At 64.6% G+C, this 23,959-nt stretch carries 23 protein-coding genes; 12 read left to right on the forward strand and 11 right to left on the reverse strand.

The window, feature by feature from the left end; genetic code table 11:
• From HV675_RS03820 to purM, 3 genes are all read right to left on the reverse strand, one after another.
• On the reverse strand, nt 1-2,079 hold a 2,079-nt coding region (locus HV675_RS03820), incomplete at its 3' end, for an FUSC family protein (protein WP_175109433.1).
• 57 nt (nt 2,080-2,136) lie between these two features.
• Nucleotides 2,137-2,445, reverse strand: a complete 309-nt coding sequence (locus tag HV675_RS03825) for a hypothetical protein (RefSeq protein WP_175109434.1) — start codon at nt 2,443-2,445, stop codon at nt 2,137-2,139.
• Nucleotides 2,446-2,477: 32 nt separating this feature from the next.
• On the reverse strand, nt 2,478-3,533 hold the full coding sequence (gene purM / locus HV675_RS03830; protein ID WP_175109435.1) for a phosphoribosylformylglycinamidine cyclo-ligase: 1,056 nt from the start codon (nt 3,531-3,533) through the stop codon (nt 2,478-2,480).
• Nucleotides 3,534-3,687: 154 nt separating this feature from the next.
• Between purM and HV675_RS03835 the strand changes: the two genes are divergently transcribed.
• The 8 genes from HV675_RS03835 to HV675_RS32735 all read left to right on the forward strand — a co-directional run bounded on the left by HV675_RS03835 (nt 3,688) and on the right by HV675_RS32735 (nt 10,455).
• Entirely contained in the window at nt 3,688-4,764 is a 1,077-nt protein-coding gene (locus HV675_RS03835) for an AI-2E family transporter (protein ID WP_175109436.1), read from the forward strand.
• A gap of 89 nt (nt 4,765-4,853) precedes the next feature.
• Nucleotides 4,854-5,648 carry a DnaA regulatory inactivator Hda gene (gene hda, locus HV675_RS03840; RefSeq protein ID WP_175109437.1) on the forward strand — a complete coding sequence of 265 codons (795 nt, stop codon included), beginning with the start codon at nt 4,854-4,856 and terminating at the stop codon, nt 5,646-5,648.
• The gene (locus HV675_RS03845) at nt 5,641-6,327 is read left to right on the forward strand and encodes a histidinol-phosphatase (RefSeq protein ID WP_175109438.1); all 687 of its coding nucleotides are present in this window, start codon (nt 5,641-5,643) and stop codon (nt 6,325-6,327) included. The genes hda and HV675_RS03845 overlap by 8 nt, the downstream gene beginning before the upstream one ends.
• Nucleotides 6,324-7,976, forward strand: coding sequence for a polynucleotide adenylyltransferase PcnB (gene pcnB / locus HV675_RS03850; protein WP_175109439.1), 1,653 nt, complete (start codon nt 6,324-6,326; stop codon nt 7,974-7,976). Before HV675_RS03845 ends, pcnB begins: the two co-directional genes overlap by 4 nt.
• A gap of 48 nt (nt 7,977-8,024) precedes the next feature.
• Nucleotides 8,025-8,615, forward strand: coding sequence for a 2-amino-4-hydroxy-6-hydroxymethyldihydropteridine diphosphokinase (folK, locus tag HV675_RS03855; protein WP_175109440.1), 591 nt, complete (start codon nt 8,025-8,027; stop codon nt 8,613-8,615).
• Nucleotides 8,612-9,301 carry a deoxynucleoside kinase gene (locus tag HV675_RS03860; RefSeq protein ID WP_175109441.1) on the forward strand — a complete coding sequence of 230 codons (690 nt, stop codon included), beginning with the start codon at nt 8,612-8,614 and terminating at the stop codon, nt 9,299-9,301. Before folK ends, HV675_RS03860 begins: the two co-directional genes overlap by 4 nt.
• Before the next feature lie 47 nt (nt 9,302-9,348).
• Nucleotides 9,349-10,164: a 3-methyl-2-oxobutanoate hydroxymethyltransferase gene (panB, locus tag HV675_RS03865; protein ID WP_175109442.1), complete on the forward strand. Its 816-nt coding sequence runs from the start codon at nt 9,349-9,351 to the stop codon at nt 10,162-10,164.
• A 156-nt stretch (nt 10,165-10,320) separates the two neighbouring features.
• Nucleotides 10,321-10,455, forward strand: a complete 135-nt coding sequence (locus tag HV675_RS32735) for a hypothetical protein (RefSeq protein ID WP_281364008.1) — start codon at nt 10,321-10,323, stop codon at nt 10,453-10,455.
• 116 nt (nt 10,456-10,571) lie between these two features.
• On the opposite strand, the gene HV675_RS03870 is transcribed toward HV675_RS32735, so the two are convergent.
• The 5 genes from HV675_RS03870 to grpE form a co-directional block, all read right to left on the reverse strand.
• Nucleotides 10,572-12,779 carry a chorismate-binding protein gene (locus HV675_RS03870; RefSeq protein WP_175109443.1) on the reverse strand — a complete coding sequence of 736 codons (2,208 nt, stop codon included), beginning with the start codon at nt 12,777-12,779 and terminating at the stop codon, nt 10,572-10,574.
• 36 nt (nt 12,780-12,815) lie between these two features.
• Entirely contained in the window at nt 12,816-13,952 is a 1,137-nt protein-coding gene (gene dnaJ, locus HV675_RS03875; RefSeq protein ID WP_175109444.1) for a molecular chaperone DnaJ, read from the reverse strand.
• A gap of 259 nt (nt 13,953-14,211) precedes the next feature.
• Entirely contained in the window at nt 14,212-16,158 is a 1,947-nt protein-coding gene (gene dnaK, locus HV675_RS03880) for a molecular chaperone DnaK (protein WP_175109445.1), read from the reverse strand.
• Between the two features lie 134 nt (nt 16,159-16,292).
• A complete protein-coding gene (locus HV675_RS03885) occupies nt 16,293-16,769 on the reverse strand; it encodes a thioredoxin family protein (protein ID WP_175109446.1) in 477 nt (158 codons plus the stop codon).
• Nucleotides 16,770-16,840: 71 nt separating this feature from the next.
• Nucleotides 16,841-17,422 carry a nucleotide exchange factor GrpE gene (gene grpE, locus HV675_RS03890; protein ID WP_175109447.1) on the reverse strand — a complete coding sequence of 194 codons (582 nt, stop codon included), beginning with the start codon at nt 17,420-17,422 and terminating at the stop codon, nt 16,841-16,843.
• Nucleotides 17,423-17,439: 17 nt separating this feature from the next.
• On the opposite strand from grpE, the gene HV675_RS03895 reads away from it, so the two are divergent.
• Nucleotides 17,440-17,718 carry a hypothetical protein gene (locus HV675_RS03895; RefSeq protein ID WP_175109448.1) on the forward strand — a complete coding sequence of 93 codons (279 nt, stop codon included), beginning with the start codon at nt 17,440-17,442 and terminating at the stop codon, nt 17,716-17,718.
• Nucleotides 17,719-17,819: 101 nt separating this feature from the next.
• A complete protein-coding gene (locus HV675_RS03900) occupies nt 17,820-17,981 on the forward strand; it encodes a hypothetical protein (RefSeq protein ID WP_012431795.1) in 162 nt (53 codons plus the stop codon).
• On the opposite strand, the gene HV675_RS03905 is transcribed toward HV675_RS03900, so the two are convergent.
• The 3 genes from HV675_RS03905 to hrcA all read right to left on the reverse strand — a co-directional run bounded on the left by HV675_RS03905 (nt 17,953) and on the right by hrcA (nt 20,878).
• A complete protein-coding gene (locus HV675_RS03905; protein ID WP_175109449.1) occupies nt 17,953-18,360 on the reverse strand; it encodes an RNA-binding S4 domain-containing protein in 408 nt (135 codons plus the stop codon). The two genes, HV675_RS03900 and HV675_RS03905, sit on opposite strands and share 29 nt — an antisense overlap.
• Before the next feature lie 165 nt (nt 18,361-18,525).
• The gene (hemH, locus tag HV675_RS03910) at nt 18,526-19,599 is read right to left on the reverse strand and encodes a ferrochelatase (RefSeq protein ID WP_175109450.1); all 1,074 of its coding nucleotides are present in this window, start codon (nt 19,597-19,599) and stop codon (nt 18,526-18,528) included.
• A gap of 244 nt (nt 19,600-19,843) precedes the next feature.
• Entirely contained in the window at nt 19,844-20,878 is a 1,035-nt protein-coding gene (hrcA, locus tag HV675_RS03915) for a heat-inducible transcriptional repressor HrcA (RefSeq protein ID WP_175109451.1), read from the reverse strand.
• Between the two features lie 326 nt (nt 20,879-21,204).
• On the opposite strand from hrcA, the gene HV675_RS03920 reads away from it, so the two are divergent.
• Both HV675_RS03920 and recN read left to right on the forward strand, forming a co-directional pair.
• A complete protein-coding gene (locus tag HV675_RS03920; RefSeq protein ID WP_175109452.1) occupies nt 21,205-22,110 on the forward strand; it encodes an NAD kinase in 906 nt (301 codons plus the stop codon).
• A 124-nt stretch (nt 22,111-22,234) separates the two neighbouring features.
• Nucleotides 22,235-23,911, forward strand: a complete 1,677-nt coding sequence (gene recN / locus HV675_RS03925) for a DNA repair protein RecN (RefSeq protein WP_175109453.1) — start codon at nt 22,235-22,237, stop codon at nt 23,909-23,911.
• Nucleotides 23,912-23,959 lie beyond the last annotated feature (48 nt).

Raw genomic sequence — 23,959 nt, forward strand, 5'->3', positions numbered from 1 at the left:
CGCCGGTGCGCCCGCAGCCAGCGGCGCGAGCGACAGGCGCAGGCCGACCAGCGCGTGCACCGCATCGCGCAGACGGATTTCCGTCGAAAACGTCGGGCGCGGCGCAGGTGGCGCAGCGCTGACGCCCGGCTGCGCGATGCGCGCGAGCGCCGCGTCGATCGCTTCGATCAGCCCGCGCGGCACCGGCTGGCGTCGGCGCCGCGCGACGCATAGCTCGTAATAGGTGCGCACGTTCGTCAGCACGCGGTCGATCTGTGCGCTCATGTCGGCGGCGACGCCGTCGCGGTAATGCCGCAAGTCGAGCGAGTTCGAGGCGACGCGCAGGTCGCGAAAGGTTTCGACCGACGGGTGATGATGCGGGCCCGAGGTCGCGAGACGCGGCAGGATTTGCATCAGCCGGTCGAGCATGCGCGAAAAGAACGTGCGCTCATCGGAGATCGGCTGCAGCGACGCGGAACGCGCGACATCGGCCCACGTTGCGCGAATCAGCCGCTGCGCGAAGTACTCGGCGCCGAACGGGCGCGTGACGCGCGTCCACACGAACGCGAACACGAGACCCGCCAGCACCGCGGAGCTCGTGTTCATGTAATCGAGAAAATTCGCGTCGTACGAATTCGCGAGACTGAGGAATGTCGCGGTGAAGAGCGCGATCACCGACGCGACAAGGCTGTAGCGCTGATCCGCGATCAGCGTGCCGATGCAGAGGAAAGGCAACGCGAAGACCACCACCAGCGTTTCGAAGTTGTGCACTTCGGGCAACACGACGAACAGGTAGAGGCCCGACGCGATGACCGCGACGAACCCCGACAGGAAGAACCGGAAGATCGCCGGTGCGGGTTCGTCGAGACCCGCGAAGAAGCAGCACGCGACGGTCGCGATAAACACCGCGTTCGCGCCGTCGTGCCATCCGGATGCGATCCACAGGCTGCACGAGACGATCACGAAACACATCGTCGATACCGACGAAAACAGCATGAAGCCGTGGTCGACATACACTTCCCCGGCATTCACCCGCCAATGGTGATAGCGCGGGCGCCAGCTGCCCTCCTGTGCGTCGATCAGCACGCGCAGCACGCGGCAGTCCTCCCAGATGTCGATCGCCTGCAGCACGCGCCACAGCGCATTCGAGAGCAGCGCGCCGTCCCACGGCGCAAGCCCGCGCGGCGCATTGACCCGCAGCACGGCGATGCGCGCGCGCAAGCTGGTCGCTTCAGGGTCGCCGTGGGCCGCTGCGCCTCGCTCGCGGCGCAGCGGCGCGTCGATCCACTTGCAGATGTCCGCGATCAGCGGTTCGAACTGCGGCACATGCGCGATCGCCGCCGAGCGTCTGAATGCCGCGAGCGGATCGTTCAGCGCCGCGAGCACCGGCAGGAACAACTGCATGCGTTCGCGCAACGAGTAGGCGCGCGCGACGACGTCGGGGCTCGTGTGATCGTAAGTGAGTTGCGAGAGCTGCACGTCGAGCGCCTTGACGACAGCCGCGAGCCGTTGCTGACGCGGCAGTTGCACGACATCGCCGCTGCGCGCGGCGAGCGCTTCGCGCGCGAACTGCGCGGCGTCCTGGAACCACGCGTCGGTGCGGTGAATCAGCGTCGGCCCGAGCCGGCTCGGAAACGCGATCGAGCCGACCACGCTCGCGCAGATGATGCCGAGCAGGATTTCCTCGGTACGCGCGATCGCGACGTTGAAGATCGTCGTCGGCTCGGTGACCGTCGGCAGCGCGATGAGCGGCAGCGTATAGCCCGCGAGCAGGAATACGTACGAACGCGCGGTGCGATCGGACAGCCCCAGGTAGAGCATCGCGCCGACCCACAGCGCGACCATCACGCTGAACAGATAAGGCGACTCGACGAAAGGCGGTACGAGCAGCACGGCCATCGCCGCGGCGATCGCCGTGCCGATCGCGCGATACAGCGCCTTCGAACGCGTTGCGCCGACAAACGGGTTCGACACGATGTACACCGACGCCATCGCCCACGACGGACGCTCCAGCGGCACGGCCAGCGCGATATAGAGCGCGAGCATCGCGGCCACGAAGGTCTTGGCCGAAAACAGCCAGTCGCGCACGGACGGGTTCATGAGGTCGGCGAGTCGTTTTTGGTTGTCAGGTCGCCGTCAGGTGTCGAGCCCGACGGGTCACGCAAGTCTGTCCTGTCCCGAATCACCGTGCTTCCCGACGCGCACTGCAATTTCAAATTCGCACGGTTTCTGTTTTAAGTGATGCGTCGATTGCGAACGCCTTTCAGTGCGCGGAACATCCGGCCACGCGACCTTCGGCGCGGCACTGCGCGACGGCTGCGGGTTGCCGTCCGGCTCGGTGCGTCTCCGTCCGGCTCCGTGCGAATTCGTCAATGGCAGTTTATCGGGCGCGGAATCAACAATAAACGCGCAATAAATGCGCGCAATAAAAAACGGCACGCGCTGGCGTGCCGTTCTTCGCTCCATGCGCGAGGCGCCGATGGCGCCCGTCAATGCGCTCAGACTACCACCGTCTGCGCCTCGCCCGCCTCGCTTTGCCGTACCGTGCCGATCTGCCACACCTGTTCGCCCGCCGCGGACAGCAGACCGATGGCCTGCGGCGCGTCCTGCGCCGCGACGATCACCGCCATGCCGATCCCGCAGTTGAACACGCGATGCATCTCGGCATCCGCGACCCCGCCGTGCTTCTGCAGCCACGCGAAGAGCGGCGGCAGCGGCCATGCGCGATGATCGAGTTCCGCGGTCAAGCCCTCTTTCAGCACGCGCGGAATGTTCTCGACCAGCCCGCCGCCGGTGATGTGCGCCATGCCCTTCACCGCGATCTTTTCCATCAGCGCGAGCAGCGGCTTCACATAGATACGGGTGGGCGCCATCAGCGCCTGCGCGAGTGGACGGCCGTCGAAGTCGGCGTCGAGGTCCGGCTGCGCGCGCTCGATGATCTTGCGCACCAGCGAGTAGCCGTTCGAATGGATGCCGCTCGAGGCGAGGCCGAGCACGACGTCGCCCGGGGCGATCGTGCTGCCGTCGATGATCTTGCTCTTTTCGACCGCGCCGACCGCGAAGCCCGCGAGATCGTATTCACCGTCCGGATACATGCCGGGCATTTCGGCGGTTTCGCCGCCGATCAGCGCGCAGCCCGCCAGTTCGCAGCCGTATGCGATGCCTTTGACAACCGTTGCGGCCGTGCCGACTTCAAGTTTGCCGCACGCGAAATAGTCGAGGAAAAAAAGCGGCTCCGCGCCCTGCACGAGGATGTCGTTGACGCTCATCGCGACGAGATCCTGGCCGACGGTGTCGTGCGCGTTCAGGTGGAACGCGAGCTTCAGCTTCGTGCCGACGCCGTCCGTACCCGACACGAGCACCGGCTCGCGATACTTCTTCGGCACCTCGAAGAGCGCACCGAATCCGCCGATGCCGGCCAGCACGCCATCTCGCAGCGTCTTTTTGGCAAAGGGCTTGATCGCATCGACGAGCGCGTCGCCCGCTTCGATGTCCACGCCGGCGTCACGATACGACAAACCTTGAGCGTCAGGAGCGGATTTCGGTTGATTCATAAGGAAAGCGCGAGAAGGTCGGTAAAATGCGATTTTACCTGATGCCGGCTTGCGCACTGGAATTCGCCCCAGGCATCGGCAGGGAAACTCCGTGGGGGGCCGGCGCACAACGCGGCGCCGCAAGAACGCCGCGAACGACGAGGAAAAGTTTATCTTGCAGCAGAACGCTCCGATTTTTACGCCCTACCAGCGCCGCGCGATGATCTGGTTCGCCATTGCGCTCGCGGTCGGCATTCTCTTGTGGCTGTTGAGCCCGGTGCTCACGCCGTTTCTGCTCGGCGCGATCCTCGCTTACATTCTTCATCCCGGCGTCGCGTGGCTGACGCGCCGGCGCGTGCCGAAAACCCTCGCCGCGCTGCTGATGATGCTGTTCTTCACGTTGATGATCACCGGCCTCGTACTGCTCGTGCTGGTCGTCGTGCAGAAGGAAGTGCCGCAGTTGCGCCAGCAGGTGCCGGTGATGTTCTCGCATCTGCATGCGTGGCTGCAGCCGAAGCTCGACGTGCTCGGCCTTGCCGAATCGCTCGACTTCGCAAGCATTCGCGATCTGGTCACGAACCAGCTCGAGGGCAGCGCGCAAACGGTCGTCATCTATGCGTGGACCTCGATCCGCACGAGCAGCAACCTGATGCTCGACCTGATCGGCAATCTGGTGATGGTGCCGCTCGTGCTGTTCTACCTGCTGTACGACTGGAACGCGATGGTCCGCCGCATCAAGCACTTCATTCCGCGCCGCTGGCTCGTGAAAACCATTCAGCTGGCAAGCGACATGGACCAGATGCTGTCGCAGTACCTGCGCGGCCAGTTGCTCGTGATGGGCGTGCTCGCGGTTTACTACTCGATCGCGCTGTGGGCCGCGGGCTTCGAGATCGCGCTGCCGGTGGGCATCTTCACCGGGCTCGCGGTCTTTATTCCGTATATCGGTTTTGCGACCGGCCTCGTGCTCGCGCTCGTCGCCGCGCTGTTGCAGTTCGGCAGCTGGTATGGCGTCGGTGCGGTGGCGGTGGTCTATGGCGTCGGTCAGATTCTCGAAAGCTTCATTCTGACGCCGCGCCTCGTCGGCGAACGCATCGGCCTGCATCCGCTCGCGGTCATCTTCGCGCTGCTCGCGTTCGGCCAGCTGTTCGGCTTCTTCGGCGTGCTGCTCGCGCTGCCGGTGAGCGCGGTTCTGTCCGTCGCGTGGCGCGAATTGCGGCAAAGCTATCTGTCGAGCACGCTTTACAGGAACTGATGCGCGTTTCCGATGCGCGCAAGATGGCGCGCATCGTCATATACACGGCGGGCCGCGATTGATCGGCCAGCCTCTCAATTTCAACTATCGTGCTGCGTCAACTCACGCTCGATCTCGGCACGCCGCCGCCTTCGACCTTCGACAACTTCTTCTCCGGCGCGAATGCCGAGCTGGTGACACGCCTGCGCGGGCTCGATGCCGCGCTCGCGGCCGGCCCCGTCGCGGACCGCACGTTCTACGTGTGGGGCGAGGCCGGCAGCGGCCGCACGCACCTGTTGCAGGCGCTCGCGCACGAAGCGGCGCCCGGCCACGTGCGCTACGCGGGGCCGCATAGCGGCCTCGACGCATTCGCATTCGACCCGCGCGTCACGCTCTATGCGATCGACGATTGCGACGCGCTGTCCGCCGCGCAGCAGATCGCGCTCTTCAATCTGTTCAACGAAGTGCGCGCGCATCCGGCGAGCGCGCTCGTCGCGACCGGCAACGCCGCGCCGCTCGGGCTCGCGGTGCGTGAAGACCTGCGCACGCGGCTCGGCTGGGGTCTCGTGTTCCATCTCGCGCCGCTTGCCGACGAAGGCAAGGCGGCGGCGCTCAAGCAGGCCGCGCACGAGCGCGGCATCGCGCTCGCCGACGACGTGCCCGCCTATCTGCTCACCCACTTTCGCCGCGACATGCCGAGCCTGATGGCGCTGCTCGACGCGCTCGACCGCTTCTCGCTCGAGCAGAAGCGTGCGGTGACGCTGCCGCTGTTGCGCGCGATGCTCGCGTCGCCCGGCACGATGCCCGCGCCGCCGTCCGGTGGAAACAACGGCGATGGCGGCGCGGACGCCCCGCTTGAGCGATCCGATCAGGCCGCTTCAAGTAAAATAGGCCCCCATGACTAATCTTGCACTTTTCGATCTCGATCACACGCTCATTCCGACCGACAGCGACCATGAATGGGGCCGCTTCATGGTGAAACTCGGCATTGTCGATGCTGAAAACTTCACGCGTGAAAACGACCGCTTCTATGCCGACTACAAGGCGGGCAAGCTCGACATTCACGCATACCTGGTGGCCATGCTGACGCCGCTCGCAAGGTACTCGCGCGAGCAGTTGAACGCGTGGCACGACCAGTACATGCACGAAGTGATCAAGCCAGCCATCGTGCCGGCCGCGATGGAGCTGGTGCGCGAGCATCGCGAGGCGGGCGACCTGTGCTGCATGGTCACCGCGACCAACGAGTTCATCACCGCGCCGATCGCCGAGGTGTTCGGCATCGACAAGCTGATCGCATGCGAAGTCGAAACCGTCGACGGCCATCCGGCATCGGCGTTCACCGGCCGGCCCACCGGCACGCCGAGCTACCGCGAAGGCAAGATCGTGCGCACCGAAGCCTGGCTCGCTTCGCTCGGCAAGACGTGGTCGGATTTTGAGCGCAGCTACTTCTACAGCGATTCGCATAACGACATTCCGCTACTCGAGAAAGTCACCGACCCGATCGCGACCAACCCGGACGACACGCTGCGCGCGTACGCGCAGACGCACGGCTGGCGAATCCTCGAACTATTCCAGACCACGTGATCAAAAAACTCATTCGCAAGCTGTTCGGGCAGGAGCGGGAGGCCGACGACGACCTCGCCGCGCACGCGCAGGACGACACCGCACCGGCCGCACGCGAGAAAGAAGCGCCGCGCGGCACGCCCGGCGCCGCTCCGTCCTCCGCCACCCGCTCGCGCCGCAAGCCCGCGCGCGCCGCTGCGCAAGGCGCGCCTGAACCCGACGTGCCGGTCATCATCCCGTCCGACATCCACGGCATCGACGCTTCGCTTATTTCGCGCAATGCGATTCGCGTGACCGAAGGCCTGCAGCAAGCGGGCTTTCGCGCTTTCATCGTCGGCGGTGCGGTGCGCGACCTGCTGCTCGGCATCGCGCCGAAAGACTTCGATGTCGCGACCGACGCCACGCCCGATCAGGTGCAGCGGCTGTTTCGCCGCGCGCGCATCATCGGCCGGCGCTTTCAGATCGTGCATGTGCAGTTCGGTCAGGAAATCATCGAAACCTCGACGTTTCGCGCGTTGGTGGATCCGCCGCCAGCCGGCGCCGCGGCAGCCGACTCCGCGCCGGCAGGCGCCGCGCCCGCCGATGGCGCGCCGCCGCGGCGGCTCAAGCGCGACGAACTCGATCGCCGCACGCACGCGGTCGATGCAAGCGGACGCGTGCTGCGCGACAATGTCTGGGGTGAGCAGCATGAAGACGCGACGCGGCGTGACTTCACGATCAACGCGATGTATTACGACCCCGCGACGCAAACCGTGCTCGATTACCACAACGGCATGGCCGACGTGCGCGCGCGTTTGCTGCGGATGATCGGAGACCCTGCCACGCGTTATCGCGAAGACCCGGTGCGGATGCTGCGCGTCGTGCGCTTCGCGGCAAAGCTCGGCTTCGAAATCGACGAGGCCACGCGCGCGCCGGTCACCGCGCTCGCGGACCTGGTCAACAACGTGCCGGCGGCGCGTCTGTTCGACGAGATGCTGAAGCTGCTGCTGTCGGGCCATGCGCTCGCGTGCCTGCAGCGGTTGCGCCAGGAAGGGCTGCATCATGGCCTGCTGCCGCTGCTCGATGTCGTGCTCGAACAGCCGCACGGCGAACGCTTCATCACGCTTGCGCTGAACAAGACCGATGCGCGCGTGGTGGCCGGCAAGCCGGTGTCGCCGGGCTTCCTGTTCGCGACGCTGCTGTGGCATGACGTGCAGCAGCGCTGGCAGCAATACGAAGCGAAGGGTGAATTTCCGGTGCCCGCGCTGCATCGCGCGATGGATGACGTGCTCGACATGCAGACCGAAAAGCTCGCCATCCACAAGCGCTTTTCGGCCGATATGCGCGAGATCTGGGGGCTGCAGCTGCGGCTCGAGCGTCGTTCCGGCCGCAGCGCGCTGAAGCTGATCGAACACCAAAGATTTAGAGCGGGGTATGATTTCCTCCTGCTGCGTTGCGAATCCGGTGAACTGGACGAATCGGTCGCGGCGTGGTGGACAGAATTCATAAACGGAGACACTACCGCGCGTGAGACATTGCTCACGCAAGGCGGGAAGGACCGGACGCCCAAAAAACGACGGCGGCGCGGTGGCGCCAGAAACCGCAAGACGGGCGACGGAGTGGAGGGCGGCACGCCCGCAGGAAACCGCGAAGTCAAGGATGCGAGCCCGAACGGCACATCCGAAGACTGACAAGGTTCCGGCGGAAGCCGTCGAACGTATGTCGTAGGAAGTGATGCCATGACGGTTGCCTATCTGGGCCTCGGCGCGAATCTCGGGGATGCGCGCCAGACCCTGAAAGACGCGGTGGTGTGCCTCGCACAGCAGCACGCGATCACCGTGCTCGCGAAGTCCAGCCTGTATCGCACTGCCCCCATCGACGCGGGCGGCGATGATTTTTTCAACCTCGTCGTGAAGCTCGAGACGGCGTTGCCGGTACGGCATCTGCTCGCGCTTTGCCACAAGATCGAACATCACTTCGGGCGTGAGCGGCCGTTTCGCAATGCGCCGCGCACGCTCGACATCGATATCCTGCTGTTCGGCGAGCATTGCATCGACGAACCGGACCTGACCGTCCCGCATCCGCGGCTCACCGGGCGCGCGTTCGCGCTCGCGCCGCTCGTCGAAATCGAGCCGTCGCTGATCATTCCGCAGCACGGCCGCGCGCAGGATTTTCTCGACGCGGTCGCGTCGCAGCGTATCGAGAAAATGAAGGCGGCATGCGTGTGTCCGGTGCTCAGCGCACTGAGCGGCAACCCGGGCGGGAGCCAAAGCGGCGAAAAAGACGCCGGCGCGAGCGGTAAGCCCGCCGGCAAGGGCGGCTGTTCATGACCCTGTCGTCGCTGATGCCGCTCACCGTGACCGCGCCGGCCATGCACGCGCCCTATGCGTATCTGGCCATCGAAGGGCCGATCGGCGTCGGCAAGACCTCGCTTGCGACACGGCTCGCCGAGCGCTGGTCGATGCAGATGCTGTTCGAACGCCCGCAAGACAATCCGTTTCTCGAGCGCTTCTATCGCGACACCGCGCGCTATGCGTTATCGACGCAGTTGAGCTTTGCGCTGCAACGCACGCAGCAGGTGCAGGACATCGCCGCGCTGCACGCAGCCGGCACGCCGCTCATCACCGATTTCATCACGCAGAAGAACGACATCTTCGCGCGCCTCACGCTGAAGGACGACGAGTGGCAGCTGTATCGCGCGCTTGCGACGCGGCTCGAAGCGAATGGCCCCGCGCCGGATCTCGTCGTGTACCTGCAGGCAAGCCCCGAAGTGCTGTTCTCGCGCATCCAGAAACGCGCGGTGCCGATGGAACTGCAAATTTCGGATGCCTATCTGCGTGCGCTGTGCGACGCGTATAACCAGTTCTTCTATCACTACGACCGCACACCGGTGCTGACGGTCAACGCCGAGCATCTGAACCCGCTCGACTCCGATGCCGATCTCGCGTTACTCGCCGAACGCATCGGGACGATGCGCGGCCGCAAGGAATTCTTCGTCAAGGGCACCTCGCTGTAGCGCGCGACGGCCTTTGCCTGTGTCTTGCCCCTTTCAACGGATTGCCCATGACCTACTTGCAGGAAACGAGCCGTAGCGCGATCACGGTCCCGAAACTCCAGGCGATGCGCGAAGCCGGCGAAAAGATTGCGATGCTGACCTGCTACGACGCGAGCTTCGCATCGCTGCTCGATCGCGCGGGCGTCGATTCGCTGCTGATCGGCGATTCGCTCGGCAATGTGCTGCAGGGCCAGACGACCACGCTGCCTGTCGCACTCGAGGATATCGCGTACCACACCGCGTGCGTCGCGCGTGCCCGGCCGTCCGCGCTGATCGTGTCGGACCTGCCGTTCGGCACCTATGGCACGCCCGCCGACGCCTTTGCGAGCGCGGTCAAGCTGATGCGCGCCGGCGCGCAGATGGTGAAGCTCGAAGGCGGTGAATGGGCCGCGGAGACGGTGAAGTTTCTGGTCGATCGCGCGGTGCCGGTGTGCGCGCATGTCGGACTCACGCCGCAGTCGGTGCATGCGTTCGGCGGCTTCAAGGTGCAGGGCAAGACCGAAGCGGGCGCGAGCCAGCTGCTGCGCGATTCGCGTGCGCTGCAGGACGCCGGCGCGCAGCTGATCGTCATGGAGGCGATTCCATCGCGGCTCGCCGCCGAAGTGACGAAGCAGTTGAAGATTCCGACGATCGGTATCGGCGCGGGCATCGACTGCTCGGGACAAGTGCTCGTGCTGCATGACATGCTTGGCATCTTCCCCGGCAAGCGGCCGCGCTTCGTGAAGGATTTCATGCAGGGTCAGTCGAGCATCCTCGCCGCGGTGGAAGCCTATGTGCGCGAGGTGAAGGACCGGTCGTTCCCGGCCGCCGAGCACACGTTCTGAGCGTGACATTGGTCTTGGGCGAGCGGCGCTGCGCTTGCCCGGTCACTTCCAATCGCTTTCGCAGATTAGGACCGCTCCCATTTCCGCTGAAAATCCGGTCGTTTAACTTCGTTCTCTTTTTGTCGCGGCCTCGCCGCGAGCCGCGAGGAGACGACTGTGAGCCCCTTCTGCCTGATCGACGTCGCGAGCATTCGCGATCACGACACCGCGCCGCATGACGCACACGATGCGGTGTGGCACGCGCGCTTTGCCGCGTGGATTGTGCGCGTCATGCATGTGCGCCTGCATTGACGGCGTGCCGCGCGGCGCGTGAGCAAACGGGTTCGGCGCGTGGGTTCCGGCTGTGGGGCTTCCGGCTGTGCGATTTCAGCCGCGGGGTTTCAGCCGTGATTTTGCTGGCCTCGGACTCAGCCGATGATGTGCGCCGGCATCGCGCCGCGCAGCGCATTGCAGATCAGTAGCGCGTCCGCGTTGAGCACGTCGTCGCGTGTCAGGATGCGCTCGGCGGCGGCCATGTCCGCGTCGTCGAGCAGCACCGCGCGCATCACGCCGGGCAGCACGCCGCACGCGAGCGACGGTGTCCACCACTGGCCGTCGAGTTTGACGAAGACGTTGGTCCGGCCGCCTTCAGTCAATTCGCCGCGCTCGTTGAAAAAGAGCGTGTCGAATGCATCCCTCGCTTCCGCTTCGCGCCAGCCGCGGTCGTATTCGGCGCGGCGCGTGGTCTTGTGATGCAGCAACGGGTCGTGCGACTGCACGCTCGCAAAGCCATGGTCAGGTCCGAGCAGCACGCCGATGCTTTCGTCGGCCAGCGGCACGAGCGGCGCCATCGTCAGTTCTGTCGCGCCGGCCTTGTCGAGCACGAGCCGCATCCGATGCGGCTGGCCGGCCTGCAGCGCCGCGCATTGGCTGGCAAGGCGCGCGCGGAGATCGACGTCATCGAACCGGAAGCCAAGCCAGGCGGCGCTCGCAGCTAGACGCGCAAGATGTCGGTCGAGATGCCGCACGCCCGCTTCGCGGGTCGCGAACATCGTCTCGAACAGCTGGAAGCCCGGATCGGCTTCAGTCAGGAAACGTGCTTTCAATTGACACTCCGCATATTCGTCGGCTGCGACGCTATCGAGCACGATACCCGCACCGATACCTAACGTGCCACGGTGGGTCTCGGTGAGCATGGGCGCGTTGGATCGTGGATCGGATCGCGGGGGTAATGGGTTGGGGGCCGCGGGGTGGGGTGTCGGGGCGTGGGGTGTTGGGGCGTTGGACGCCGAAGCGTTAGGCGTCGGAGCGTCGGGCGTTGAAGTGTTGATTGCCGACGCGTTGGGAGTCGCAGCGTTGGGCGTCGACGCGTTGACTGCCGAAGCGTTGGGTGCCGGAGCGACGGGCGTCGACACGTTGATGTCGATTGCTGAAGCGTTGGTTGCCGAAGTATCCGGCGCCGAAGCGCCGGGCGCGCCCACGGGCAGAGCCAACGGCATGGCAGGGTTCGGATCGAGCGTCAGGGTGCGGATCGCGACCGACAGGCAAAAATCGCCGCAACGCTGCGTGCCCGGCGCCATCGGCTGCGCAGGCGCGTCCAGCCAGCCGATCGCGCCGGTGTACAGGCCGCGCGGCGTGCTCTCGAGCACATCGATCAGTTGCATCGTCCGGTGCTTCGGCGCACCCGTGATCGAGCCGCATGGAAAAAGCGCGCGCAGGATATCGGCAAACGACGTGCGCGGCCGCAACAGCGCAGTGACCGTCGACGTCATCTGCCAGACCGACTCATACGGTTCGACCGAAAACAGCGCCGGTACCTTGACCGAACCCGTTTCCGCAACGCGCGACAGATCGTTGCGCAGCAGATCGACGATCATCACATTCTCGGCGCGGTTCTTCAGATCGTGTGCGAGGAAGTCCGCGGCCGCGCGGTCGGCGTCCGCGTCGCGCGAGCGCGGCGCCGTGCCCTTCATCGGCCGGGCGCGCAACGCGCCGCTCTTCTTTTCGATAAAGAGCTCCGGCGAACACGACAACACCCAGCGGCCGTGCGGCAATGCGATCAGCGCGCCGTACTGGACCGTCTGCCGCGCGCGCAGCCGCCGGTACAGCGCGGCCGGCGGCCCGAACACATCGAACGTCAGCCGGTAGGTGTAGTTGACCTGATAAGAGTCGCCAGCACGCAGCGCATCGTGAATCGCGTCAATGGCGCGCTCGAACTCCGGGAAATCGACGCTTGCCCGCGCGCCGCCGATGCCGGCGATGGACGGCTCGACCGCGCCGCTGTCGCGTTGCACGAGCCACGCGTCGACTTCGTCACGCGACAGTTTTGCGCACTGCTCGAACAACAGAAAGCGCAGCGCAGGTATAGCGGCCGCGGCAGCCGACGAGGATTTGACGCGCTGCGCCGTTTTGGCAAGCGCCAGATTGCGGCCGAACTCGTAGTCCGCCAGCACGACCGCGTGGAGGCCGCGCCGCGCATCGTCGGCGACGGCCTCGCATACGGCATCGAGCTGCGTGCCGTCACTACACACGCGCTCATGACGAAAGCCCGTGAACAACCGGCTCGAACGGCGAGCAGCGGTCGAGTTGCAGTCGTCGAGCAACGCGAATACGGCACGTGGGTCATCAACCGCCATGGGCACCGCCGACATCAAGTTGCACTAGTTCGAAATTTAATCGAAAAAGCTCTTGACCCGGTCAAACCAGCTCTTGCTTTGCGGGCTATGACGCGCGCCGCCTTCGACCAGCGACTTCTCGAACTGCTGCAACAGATCCCGTTGCCCGTCGGTGAGCTTGACCGGCGTCTCGACCTGAACGTGTACGTAGAGATCGCCGGCAATGCTCGAGCGCAGCCCCTTGATGCCCTTGCCACGCAGCCGGAACGTCTTGCCCGACTGCGTGCCTTCCGGCACCGTGAAGCTCGCGCGGCCGGCGAGTGTCGGCACTTCGATCTCTCCGCCCAAGGCGGCCGTCGTGAACGGAATCGGCATCTGGCAATGCAGGTCGTCGCCGTCGCGCTCGAAGACCGAGTGCGGCTTGATATGAATCTCGACGTACAGATCGCCCGACGGGCCGCCGTTGATGCCCGGCTCACCGTTGCCGGCCGACCGGATGCGCATGCCGTCGTCGATCCCGGCCGGAATCTTCACTTCGAGTGTCTTGGTTTCCTTGGTCTTGCCGGCGCCGTGGCAGTTCGTGCAAGGTTCAGGAATATAGGTGCCGCTGCCGTGGCACTTCGGACAGGTCTGCTGAATACTGAAGAAACCCTGCGACATCCGCACGGTACCCGCACCGCCGCAGGTCGGGCAGGTTTCGGGCTTCGTGCCGGGCTTTGCGCCCGAGCCGTGGCAGACCTCGCACGACACCCAGCTCGGCACGCGGATTTGCGTGTCGTAGCCGTGCGCGGCCTGTTCGAGCGTGATTTCCATGCTGTAGCGCAGGTCCGCGCCGCGGTACACCTGCGGACCCGGCCGCCCGCCGCGCGCAGCGCCCCCGGCCGCCTGGCCGAAGATGTCGCCGAAAATATCGCCGAACGCGTCGGCAAAACCGCCGAAGCCCTGAGCGCCCGCCGCCCCCATGTTCGGATCCACGCCCGCGTGACCGTACTGGTCGTACGCGGCACGCTTTTGCGAATCCGACAGCATTTCATACGCTTCTTTGACTTCCTTGAAATGCTCTTCCGCATCCTTGTTGCCCGGATTGCGGTCGGGGTGAAACTTCATCGCGAGCTTGCGATAAGACTTCTTGATCTCGTCGTCGCTCGCATTCTTCGCGACGCCCAGAACCTCGTAGTAATCCCGTTTCGCCATATCGGTTCAACGCCATCCGCGCACTGCCACGCGGCGGCTCCTCATGAATGCTGGAGTCTAGCGACTCGTCCGGCGCTGGCCTTGCGCGGCTATCTGCCCGCGCAACGCCATGCCCGCCTTAAAACAAATGTGCCCGGAGAGCCGTGAAGGCTCACCAGGCGCGTTTTCCGTGCGGCTTCCGACAAGGTCGACCGCAGGGTCTTGCAGCCGGACCACGCGCACCGGCGTGCGCGCGGCCTTGGTCAAACAGCACCGCGGCTTAGTCCTTCTTCACTTCCTTGAAGTCCGCGTCGACCACGTCGTCGGCCTTCTCGTTCGCCGCTGCATGGTCGGCGCCCGCGGCACCCGCCGCCGCGCCGGCCGCACCCTGCGCGGCCTGCATGTCGGCGTACATCTTCTCGCCGAGCTTCTGCGACGCGGTCGCAACCGTCTCGATCTTCGCTTCGATCGCCGCCTTGTCAGCGGAGCCGCTCTTCAGCGTGTCTTCGAGATCCTTCAACGCCGTTTCGATCTTTTCCTTCTCACCGGCGTCCAGCTTGTCGCCGTACTCGGTGAGCGCCTTCTTCGTGCTGTGCACCAGCGCGTCGCCCTGGTTGCGGGCATCGGCCAGCTCACGCAGCTTGTGATCTTCTTCGGCGTTCGCTTCCGCGTCCTTCACCATCTTCTCGATCTCGGCTTCGGACAAGCCCGAGTTCGCCTTGATCGTGATCCGGTTTTCCTTGCCGGTCGCCTTGTCCTTCGCGCCGACGTGCAGGATGCCGTTCGCGTCGATATCGAAGCTCACTTCGATTTGCGGCACGCCGCGCGGAGCCGGCGGAATGCCTTCGAGGTTGAACTCGCCCAGCAGCTTGTTGCCCGCCGCCATTTCGCGTTCGCCCTGGAACACCTTGATCGTCACTGCCGACTGGCTGTCATCGGCCGTCGAATACACTTGCGCGTGCTTGGTCGGGATCGTGGTGTTCTTGTTGATCATCTTCGTCATCACGCCGCCGAGCGTCTCGATACCGAGCGACAGCGGGGTCACGTCGAGCAGCAACACGTCCTTGCGGTCGCCCGAGAGCACCTGGCCCTGGATCGCGGCGCCGACGGCCACCGCTTCGTCCGGGTTCACGTCGCGACGCGGTTCCTTGCCGAAGAACTCCTTCACCTTGTCCTGGACCTTCGGCATACGCGTCTGGCCGCCGACGAGAATCACGTCGTCGATTTCACCGACCTTCACGCCCGCGTCCTTGATCGCGGTACGGCACGGCTCCATCGTGCGCTCGATGAGTTCTTCAACCAGCGCTTCGAGCTTCGCACGCGTGATCTTCAGGTTCAGGTGCTTCGGACCCGACGCATCCGCCGTGATGTACGGCAGGTTGATTTCGGTCTGCTGCGACGACGACAGTTCGATCTTGGCCTTTTCAGCCGCTTCCTTCAGGCGCTGTAGCGCGAGCACGTCTTTCGACAGGTCGACGCCCTGCTCCTTCCTGAACTCGCCGATGATGTAGTCGATGATGCGCTGGTCGAAGTCCTCACCGCCGAGGAACGTATCGCCGTTCGTCGACAGCACTTCGAACTGCATTTCGCCGTCCACATCCGCGATCTCGATGATCGAGATATCGAACGTGCCGCCGCCCAGGTCGAACACCGCAATCTTGCGGTCGCCCTTTTCAGCCTTGTCCAGACCGAACGCGAGCGCGGCCGCGGTCGGCTCGTTGATGATCCGCTTCACTTCGAGACCGGCGATGCGGCCTGCGTCCTTGGTCGCCTGGCGCTGGCTGTCGTTGAAGTACGCCGGAACGGTGATCACCGCCTCGGTAACCGGCTCGCCGAGGTAATCCTCAGCGGTCTTCTTCATCTTGCGCAGCACTTCCGCAGAGATTTGCGGCGGCGCGAGCTTCTGGCCGTGCGCTTCCACCCATGCATCGCCGTTCTCGGCCTTGACGATCTTGTACGGCATCAGGCCGATGTCTTTCTGGACTTCTTTCTCTTCGAAACGACGACCGATCAGGCGCTTCACCGCGAACAACGTGTTCTTCGGGTTGGTAACCGATTGGCGTTTGGCAGGCGCGCCGACGAGCACTTCGTTGTCGTCCATGTACGCGATGATCGACGGCGTGGTGCGCGCGCCTTCCGAGTTTTCGATCACTTTGACCTGATTGCCTTCCATCAGCGCCACACACGAGTTCGTGGTGCCGAGGTCGATACCGATAATCTTGCCCATTTTTACTAATCTCCTGACTTTGATCGCTGCGGAAAACGCCGCTCATCTGTCGGTCGCCCCGCCCCTCAATTCATACCTGCACACAAAATGAGTGCGCCGGTAGCGTTTTCAAGACCTTGAACACGATGCGGTCTTTAATTTTTTTCAATCGCTGGCGCCGTCGGGACGGCCCGGATCGCGTCTCCGGCAGCGCCCTGGGTGAAACCCGCAGCCGGGTCGGCGCCGTGCGCGGCCGCGCGGATTTTCTCGCGTGCCGCCGCCACCGCAGCCTCGAACTGAGCGAGCCCGTGCCAGCCGGTCGCGCGGCCAAGGCGCTTGCCGCGATGGAAGAAAAACCACGTCGGCACGCCGTGCAGCACGAAGCGACGGCCAAGCTCGCGGTGCTCATAGACGTTGCTGTGAAACCATTTCAGGCCGAGCGCGCGGATCGCATCGGGTTTCGCGAGCATCGCCTTCTTCGCGATCTCGCAGTTGAAACAGTCGACACCCCAGAAAAACACGACCGCCAGTTCGTCGCCCGCCGACTGCAAGCCGGCGTCGAACGAATCAGCGCTCAGCTCCTGCATATCGAAAGCGGCAAAGGCGGATGCGTCAACAGGGATGCTGGCCATAAAGCTCGAATACGAAAAACCTGAATTGCATGGAACGCCGGACGGCAGAGCGCCGTCGGCCTGGGCGTCGCTTACTTCGGCTGCGCAACCGTGACCAGCGCCGGCCGCAGCACCCGGTCGTTGATCACGTAGCCCTTTTGCAGCACGCTGACGACGGTGTTCGCCTCCTGCTCGGCCGGCACCATCGAAATCGCCTGATGGCGATGCGGATCGAACTTCTCGCCGATCGGATTCAGCGCAACCACGCGCCCCTTCTCGAGCGCGCCGGCCAACTGGCGCAACGTCAGCTCGACGCCCTCGCGAACCTTCGCAAGGTCATCCGACGAGTGCGCGACAGCGGCTTCCAGACTGTCGACCACCGGCAGCAAGTACTCGGCGAAATTCTCGATCGCGAATTTGTGCGCCTTCGCGACGTCTTCCTGCGCACGGCGGCGCACGTTTTCGGTTTCGGCCTTTGCGCGCAGGAAGCTCTCCTGCAACTCGGCGACCTTCGCCTGAGCTTCGGCGAGTGCGGCGTCAGCGCTCGACGGCGCGTTCGCGGCCGACGCATCGGCTGCGCCTGCTGCCTGCTGCGCCGCATCGGCGGCCTGGCGCGCGGCGGCGTCGGTAGGCGAGGGATTCTGGCTCGTCGGGTTCTCTTGCGTGTTTTCCATGTCGCTGAAAGTCGATAATGAATAAAAACCACCAAGCGGCCGGTGCGGTGCCCGATGCTTCCGGCATCGCCGACCGATTTGACCGGACGGTTCAACCACACACCGCTCGTTGTAAATTCACAACGCGCCAACCGCTCAACAGCGCTGCAGATAAGGGCACGGCCTCCAGCTTTCAAGCGGCAGGCCAACTCTTATTGCACCGCAACGGGGCAAAAAACGATGTAGGAAACTCGCCGTTACAATCATTTCTTGCCCGCCATCATATTGAGATTGAGCGCGATTCGCGAGTGGCCTAAACTCGTTGGGAACGTCGGAAAAGACATGTTTACCCTAATCTGACGTATCGCTTACCACCGTGAACCGCCCGTTTCCATTGCGCATCTCCAAGGGGAGTACCGTGAAACTGACCTTCGCTATCTCGGTGGTCGCCTTGGTGCTCATTGCGGGAACCACGACCATCTGCATGTCCGGTGCAGTCAACGATCACACCACCGAGTATGGCGGTGTGCACGCAACCATGGAACAGCTGTTCAATCCCCACCTGAAAGTTTGTCGATAATGCGCCGGTCGCGTTTCGTCGGGCGGCCATGCAGCGAGGCCGTCGGCTCCCGGAAGTGCTTGCGCCGATCCAGCTCAGCCTGCCGCTTCACCCCGCCCTCGTCCGTTTCCGCGTAAAGCGTCTGTGCGACCGCAGCCGGCCCTCGCACATCGCACACCCCCAACACCCGCACTTGCCAGACGACGCGTTCGATCTCGATTTCGACGAGGTCGCCGACACGCACGTCCTTCGAGGGCTTGACGGACGCGCCGCCGATACGCACACGCCCTTTGTCGACTGCGTCTGCCGCCAGCGACCGCGTCTTGAAAAAGCGTGCGGCCCATAGCCATTTGTCGATGCGCAACCGTGCGCCCGGTTCGGTCGAAATCCTGTAGTTCATCTGTCAGTCATTCAAGCGCCTGGAACGCCGCCCCAATACAGCGATACACGAAATGGGTTAGCGGATAACCGGCGCAGATACCATGCCCGCCGCCGCTGGCGAGCCGATGTGGCGTCCGTGAGCGGTCGAGAGCAGCGCCGCTGCCGCGCTCGTAACACCGCGCGCTCATGACGCGGCCACAGCCGGCTGCGGCACGCTCTTCTGAACCGGCCAACCCTGCAGATGCTGCGCGACGATTTCGCCCAGCGCGGCGATCCAGGCGGGCGATGCATTCAGGCAGGCGATCGCATGAAACTCCTTGCCGCCCGCGTGGATGAATTCGTCGCGGACTTCCATGCCGATTTCCTCGATTGTCTCAAGGCAATCGGCGGTGAAGCCGGGACAAAATACATCGACGCGCCGCACGCCCGCGGCACCCAGTTCCTTCACCGTAGGCGCGGTATAGGGCTGAAGCCATTCGGCCTTGCCAAAGCGCGACTGAAATGTAACGCGACACTCCACCGCCGTCAGCCCGAGCGCATGCATCAGCAGCGCGGCGGTTTGCTGGCATTGCTCATGGTACGGATCGCCGAGGTCCAGCGTACGTTTGGGCACGCCGTGAAAACTCAGCATGAGCTTGTCCCCGGCGGCAAAATCCGGACGGCCGTGCAGATGCCAATAGTGATTTACCTGCGCCGCAAGCGCGGCGATATACGCAGGGTGATCCGCATACTGTCGCACCGTACGGATTTCGGGCTGATTGCGCATTCGCTTGAGCGCGCCGAACGCGGCGTCGAACGCGGTAGCGGTAGTCGATGACGAATACTGCGGGTACATCGGCATCAGCAACACCCGCTCCGCCCCCGCGAGTTTCAACTGATTCAGCATCGCCGGGATGTCAGGCGTGCCGTAGCGCATCGCGTAGTCGACAATCACCGCGTATTCGTTCGCGTGCAGCAGTTGCCGCAGACCTTCCACCTGCTTTTCCGTATAGACCCTGAGCGGCGACCCTTCGGGCATCCACACCGCCGCATACTTCTTCGCTGACGCCGGACTGCGAAACGGCAGGACTGCCGTGCGCAGGATGATCTGCCACAGCAACGCCGGAATTTCGACCACGCGCGGATCGGACAGGAACTGCGCGAGATAGCGCCGCACCGCACCCGGCGTAGGGGCATCGGGCGTGCCGAGATTGATCAGCAAAACCGCGACGCGGTGCGCGACTGCAGGCTGCGAAGGCCGCTCGAGATCAAAATGCATAGGTTACGGGCTACATCAAAAGGACGAACGTCCAACGGATAAACGACAAAAGTCGCGAAGGACGTCAATCGTCCAGGTGAAGGCCATTATAGCGGCGCGGTTGGTGGCCGAAAGCTGGCCATTCGGCAGATTGGCAAGCAACGCGCGGTAACGCATGATGAAGGCCGGTTTGCGCACCAGCATGCAGCTGGGCATAGCAGCAAAGACAGCGTACCGGTTCACACAAACCGGCCGCCAAACCCGGTTACTGCTGGCTGAGCGTCAACGAAAGAAGGCGCGCGGTGATGTCGACAATCGGAATCACGCGGTTGTAGGCCATGCGTGTCGGCCCGATCACGCCGAGCGTACCGACAATCTTGCCGTTCACCTCGTACGGTGCAGTCACGACGCTCATTTCCTCGATCGGTACGAGATTCGACTCGCCGCCAATGAAAATCTGCACGCCTTGCGCGTGGCTCGACACGTCGAGCAACTGAAGGAGGCTGGTCTTTTGATCGAACACATCGAAAAGCTTGCGCAACCGCGCCATGTCCGACGACAGGTCGGCCACTTCGAGCAGCTTGCGTTCGCCCGAAATCAGCACGGTTTCGCCGGTATCGGTTTCATCGGTGCTCGCCGTCACCGCGGCGTGCATCAGCGTCGTCATGTCGCCGCGCAGCTGGTCGATTTCTTCGCGCAGCCGGCGCCGCACTTCGTCGAACGACAGCCCCGCGAAATGTGCATTGATGTAGTTCGACGCTTCGGTGAGTTCGCCCAGCGTAAAGTCGCGCTGCGTCGCCATCATGCGGTTCTGCACGTCGCCTTCGGGCGTGACGATGATGAGCAGAATGCGCTTGTCGGACAGGCGCATGAATTCGATCTGTTTGAAAACGTGGCTGCGGCGCGGCGTCGACACCACACCCGCGAACTGCGACAGGTTGGACAGCACGCTCGCCGCCGCCGCGACGATCTTTTGCGGCTCGCCCGCCTGCAGCGTGTCGGCCTGCAACGTCTTTTTGACAGCCCGCGTGACCGCGTCTTCGTCGGCGACCGATTCGACGGTCAACATCGTATCGACAAAAAGCCGGTACCCGCGCGGCGTCGGTATGCGCCCAGCCGATGTATGCGGACTGATCACCAGACCGAGATCCTCGAGGTCGGACATGACGTTGCGGATGGTCGCCGGGCTCAGTTCGAGCCCGGAGAACCGCGACAACGTACGCGATCCGACCGGCTGACCTTCGGCGATATACCGCTCGATCAGCGTTTTGAGGAGGGTTTGTGCGCGAGGATCTAACATGACGGAAAAGTTTAGCTCAATGACGACGCTGCCGCGAGCTTTAACCGCACCGGCGAAGCCCGCCCGCCGACCCTTCGCGCCGCCCGATGCGAAGCACAGCGCCGCTGCGAAGCGCGCCGGTCGTCTCGCGCGCGGCGCGGCACCCGACGCGCTCGCGCAGCCGCCCGCGAGCCCGGCCGCCAGCCGCTGTCATCAGCGCTTCACCATTCTAGCGATAATCGGCGACACGCCGGACGCCGTCGCCCGCTCGCGACGACGCCCGCCGGCGCGCGGTGCCGCGCGCGGCGGCGGTTCTTTTCGGCACGCAGCTATGGTGTAATGCCGGCATGCAAGCAACCAGCCTCTTCAAAACCGTTGCGCTCGTCGGGCGCACCCAGACGCCCGGCATCGGCGAGCCGCTGATGCAACTCGCCTCGTGCATCGCGAGGCGCGGGTTCGAGGTCGTGTTCGAAACGCAGATTGCCGCGGAGATTGGCGCAACCGGCTATCCGGCGCTGCGGCCCGCCGAAATCGGCGCGCGCGCCGACGTCGCGGTCGTGCTCGGCGGCGACGGCACGATGCTCGGCATCGGCCGCCAGCTCGCGCCATACAAGACGCCGCTTATCGGCATCAACCATGGCCGGCTGGGCTTCATCACCGACATCCCGATTTCGGACATGCAGAACATCGTCCCGCAAATGCTCAGCGGCAGCTTCGAGCGCGAGGACCGCATGCTGCTCGAGGCGCGCATCATGCGCGCGGGCGAGCCGATCTACCAGGCGCTCGCATTCAACGACGTGGTGGTGAACCGCAGCGGCGTATCGGGCATGGCGGAACTGCGTGTGTCGGTGGATGGCCGCTTCATGTACAACCAGCGCTCGGACGGCCTGATCGTCGCGACGCCCACCGGCTCGACCGCTTATGCGCTGTCGTCGAACGGGCCCATCCTGCATCCGCAACTCGAGGGCATCGTGCTCGTGCCGATTGCGCCGCACGCGCTATCGAACCGGCCGATCGTGCTGCCGGACCAGTCGAACGTCGGCATCCAGATCGTGTCCGGGCGCGACGTCAACGTGAACTTCGACATGCAGTCGTTCACGTCGCTGGAACTGAACGACACGATCGAGGTGCGCCGCTCGCGCCATATGGTGCCGTTCCTGCATCCGGTCGGATATAGCTACTACGCGACGCTGCGCAAGAAGTTGCACTGGAATGAATATCCGTCGCATGACAGCGACGAAGACGAAGACTGATCCGATCGAACGCACTGGAGCGCCGTCCGATCGAACCGACCGGACCGCCCACCGCCCAGACCATCGCACGCCCGTCCACTGAACCGAACCGCACGCCGCCGGACACCACCGACCAGCCGACCTCATGCTTCGTCACCTCTCGATTCGCGATTTCGTCATCGTCGCCGCACTCGACCTCGAATTCGACAGCGGCTTTTCGGTTTTCTCCGGTGAAACCGGCGCCGGCAAGTCCATCCTGATCGACGCGCTGGCGCTCGCGCTCGGCGCACGCGCCGATGCGAGCGTCGTGCGCACCGGCGAAACGCGCGCCGACATCACCGCGGAATTCGATACGCATGCGCTAGTCGACCAATGGCTCGACGCGCAGGCGCTCGCGTCGTCGCAAGCCGAAGACGGCGATGCGCACGACGGCACGGTGCTGCTGCGTCGCGTAATCGATACGAACGGCCGCTCGCGGGCATTCATCAACGGCACCGTCGCGACGCTTGCGCAGTTGCGCGAAGTCGGCGAAATGCTGGTCGACATTCACGGCCAGCATGCGCATCAACTGTTGATGCGCCCGGACGCGCAGCGCGAGCTGTTCGATACGCATGCGGGACTCACCGACGTCGCCGCCGCCGTGTCGCGCGCGTGGCGCGGCTGGCGTGACGCGGCACAAGCGGTCGAGCATGCGCAGACGCGCGACCGCGAGTTGCAACTCGAGCGCGAACGGCTGGCGTGGCAGCTTGCCGAACTCGACAAGCTCGCGCCGCAGCCGGGCGAATGGGAAGAGGTGAATAGCGAGCACCGCCGTCTGTCGCATTCGGCCAATCTGATTGATGGCGTGCAAGGCGCGCTTGGCGCGCTGTCCGAATCGGACGACGCGATGATCGCGCATCTCGGCACGATCATCTCGAAACTGCGCGACCTCGCGGAAATCGACTCCGCGCTGAACGATGCGCTGGCCGCCCTCGAACCCGCCGAAATCCAGTTGCAGGAAGCGGCCTACTCGCTGTCGCACTATGCGCAGCGCCTCGAACTCGATCCCGATCGCCTCGCCGAAGTCGAGAAAAGGCTCGACGCGCTGCACTCGGCCGCGCGTAAATTCCGGTTGCGGCCGGAGGCCCTGCCCGAAGAACATCAGGCGCGCCGCGCGCAACTGGACGCGCTCGACGCCGCAGCCGACCTCGACAGCCTGCGTGCCGCCGAGAGCAAGGCGAAGGATGCTTACCTGGCCGAGGCCAGAAAGCTGTCGAAAGCGCGCACGAAAGCGGCCAAGGCGCTCGGCGCGGCGGTGACCACCGGCATGCAGGAACTCTCGATGGCCGGCGGCAGCTTCGACGTGGCGCTGGTCGCGTTGCCGGAAGGCGGCGCACATGGGCTCGAGCAGATCGAGTTTCGCGTCGCCGGTCACGCGGGCGTGCCGTTGCGGCCGCTTGCGAAAGTCGCGTCGGGCGGCGAACTCGCGCGCATCAGCCTCGCGCTCGCGGTAATCGCCAGCACCGCGAGTCCAACCCCGACGCTGATCTTCGACGAGGTCGACACCGGCATTGGCGGCGGCGTCGCGGAAGTCGTCGGGCGCCTGTTGCATCAACTCGGCCGCGACCGGCAGGTCTTGTGCGTCACGCACTTGCCGCAAGTCGCGGCGCGCGGCGATCATCACTTCCAGGTCGCGAAGAGCACGAACGGCAAGAGCGGCACGGTCAGCACCGTGACGCCGCTCGACAGGACGAGCCGGATCGAGGAAGTCGCGCGGATGCTGGGCGGTCTCGAGATCACCGCGACCACGCGCAAGCACGCGAAGGAAATGCTGACTGCATGACACGAACGAAGCCGCCCGCGCGAATGCCGGCGGCTTCATCAGCTACCC

This window comes from Paraburkholderia solisilvae, from assembly GCF_902859875.1.
Lineage (GTDB): Bacteria > Pseudomonadota > Gammaproteobacteria > Burkholderiales > Burkholderiaceae > Paraburkholderia > Paraburkholderia solisilvae.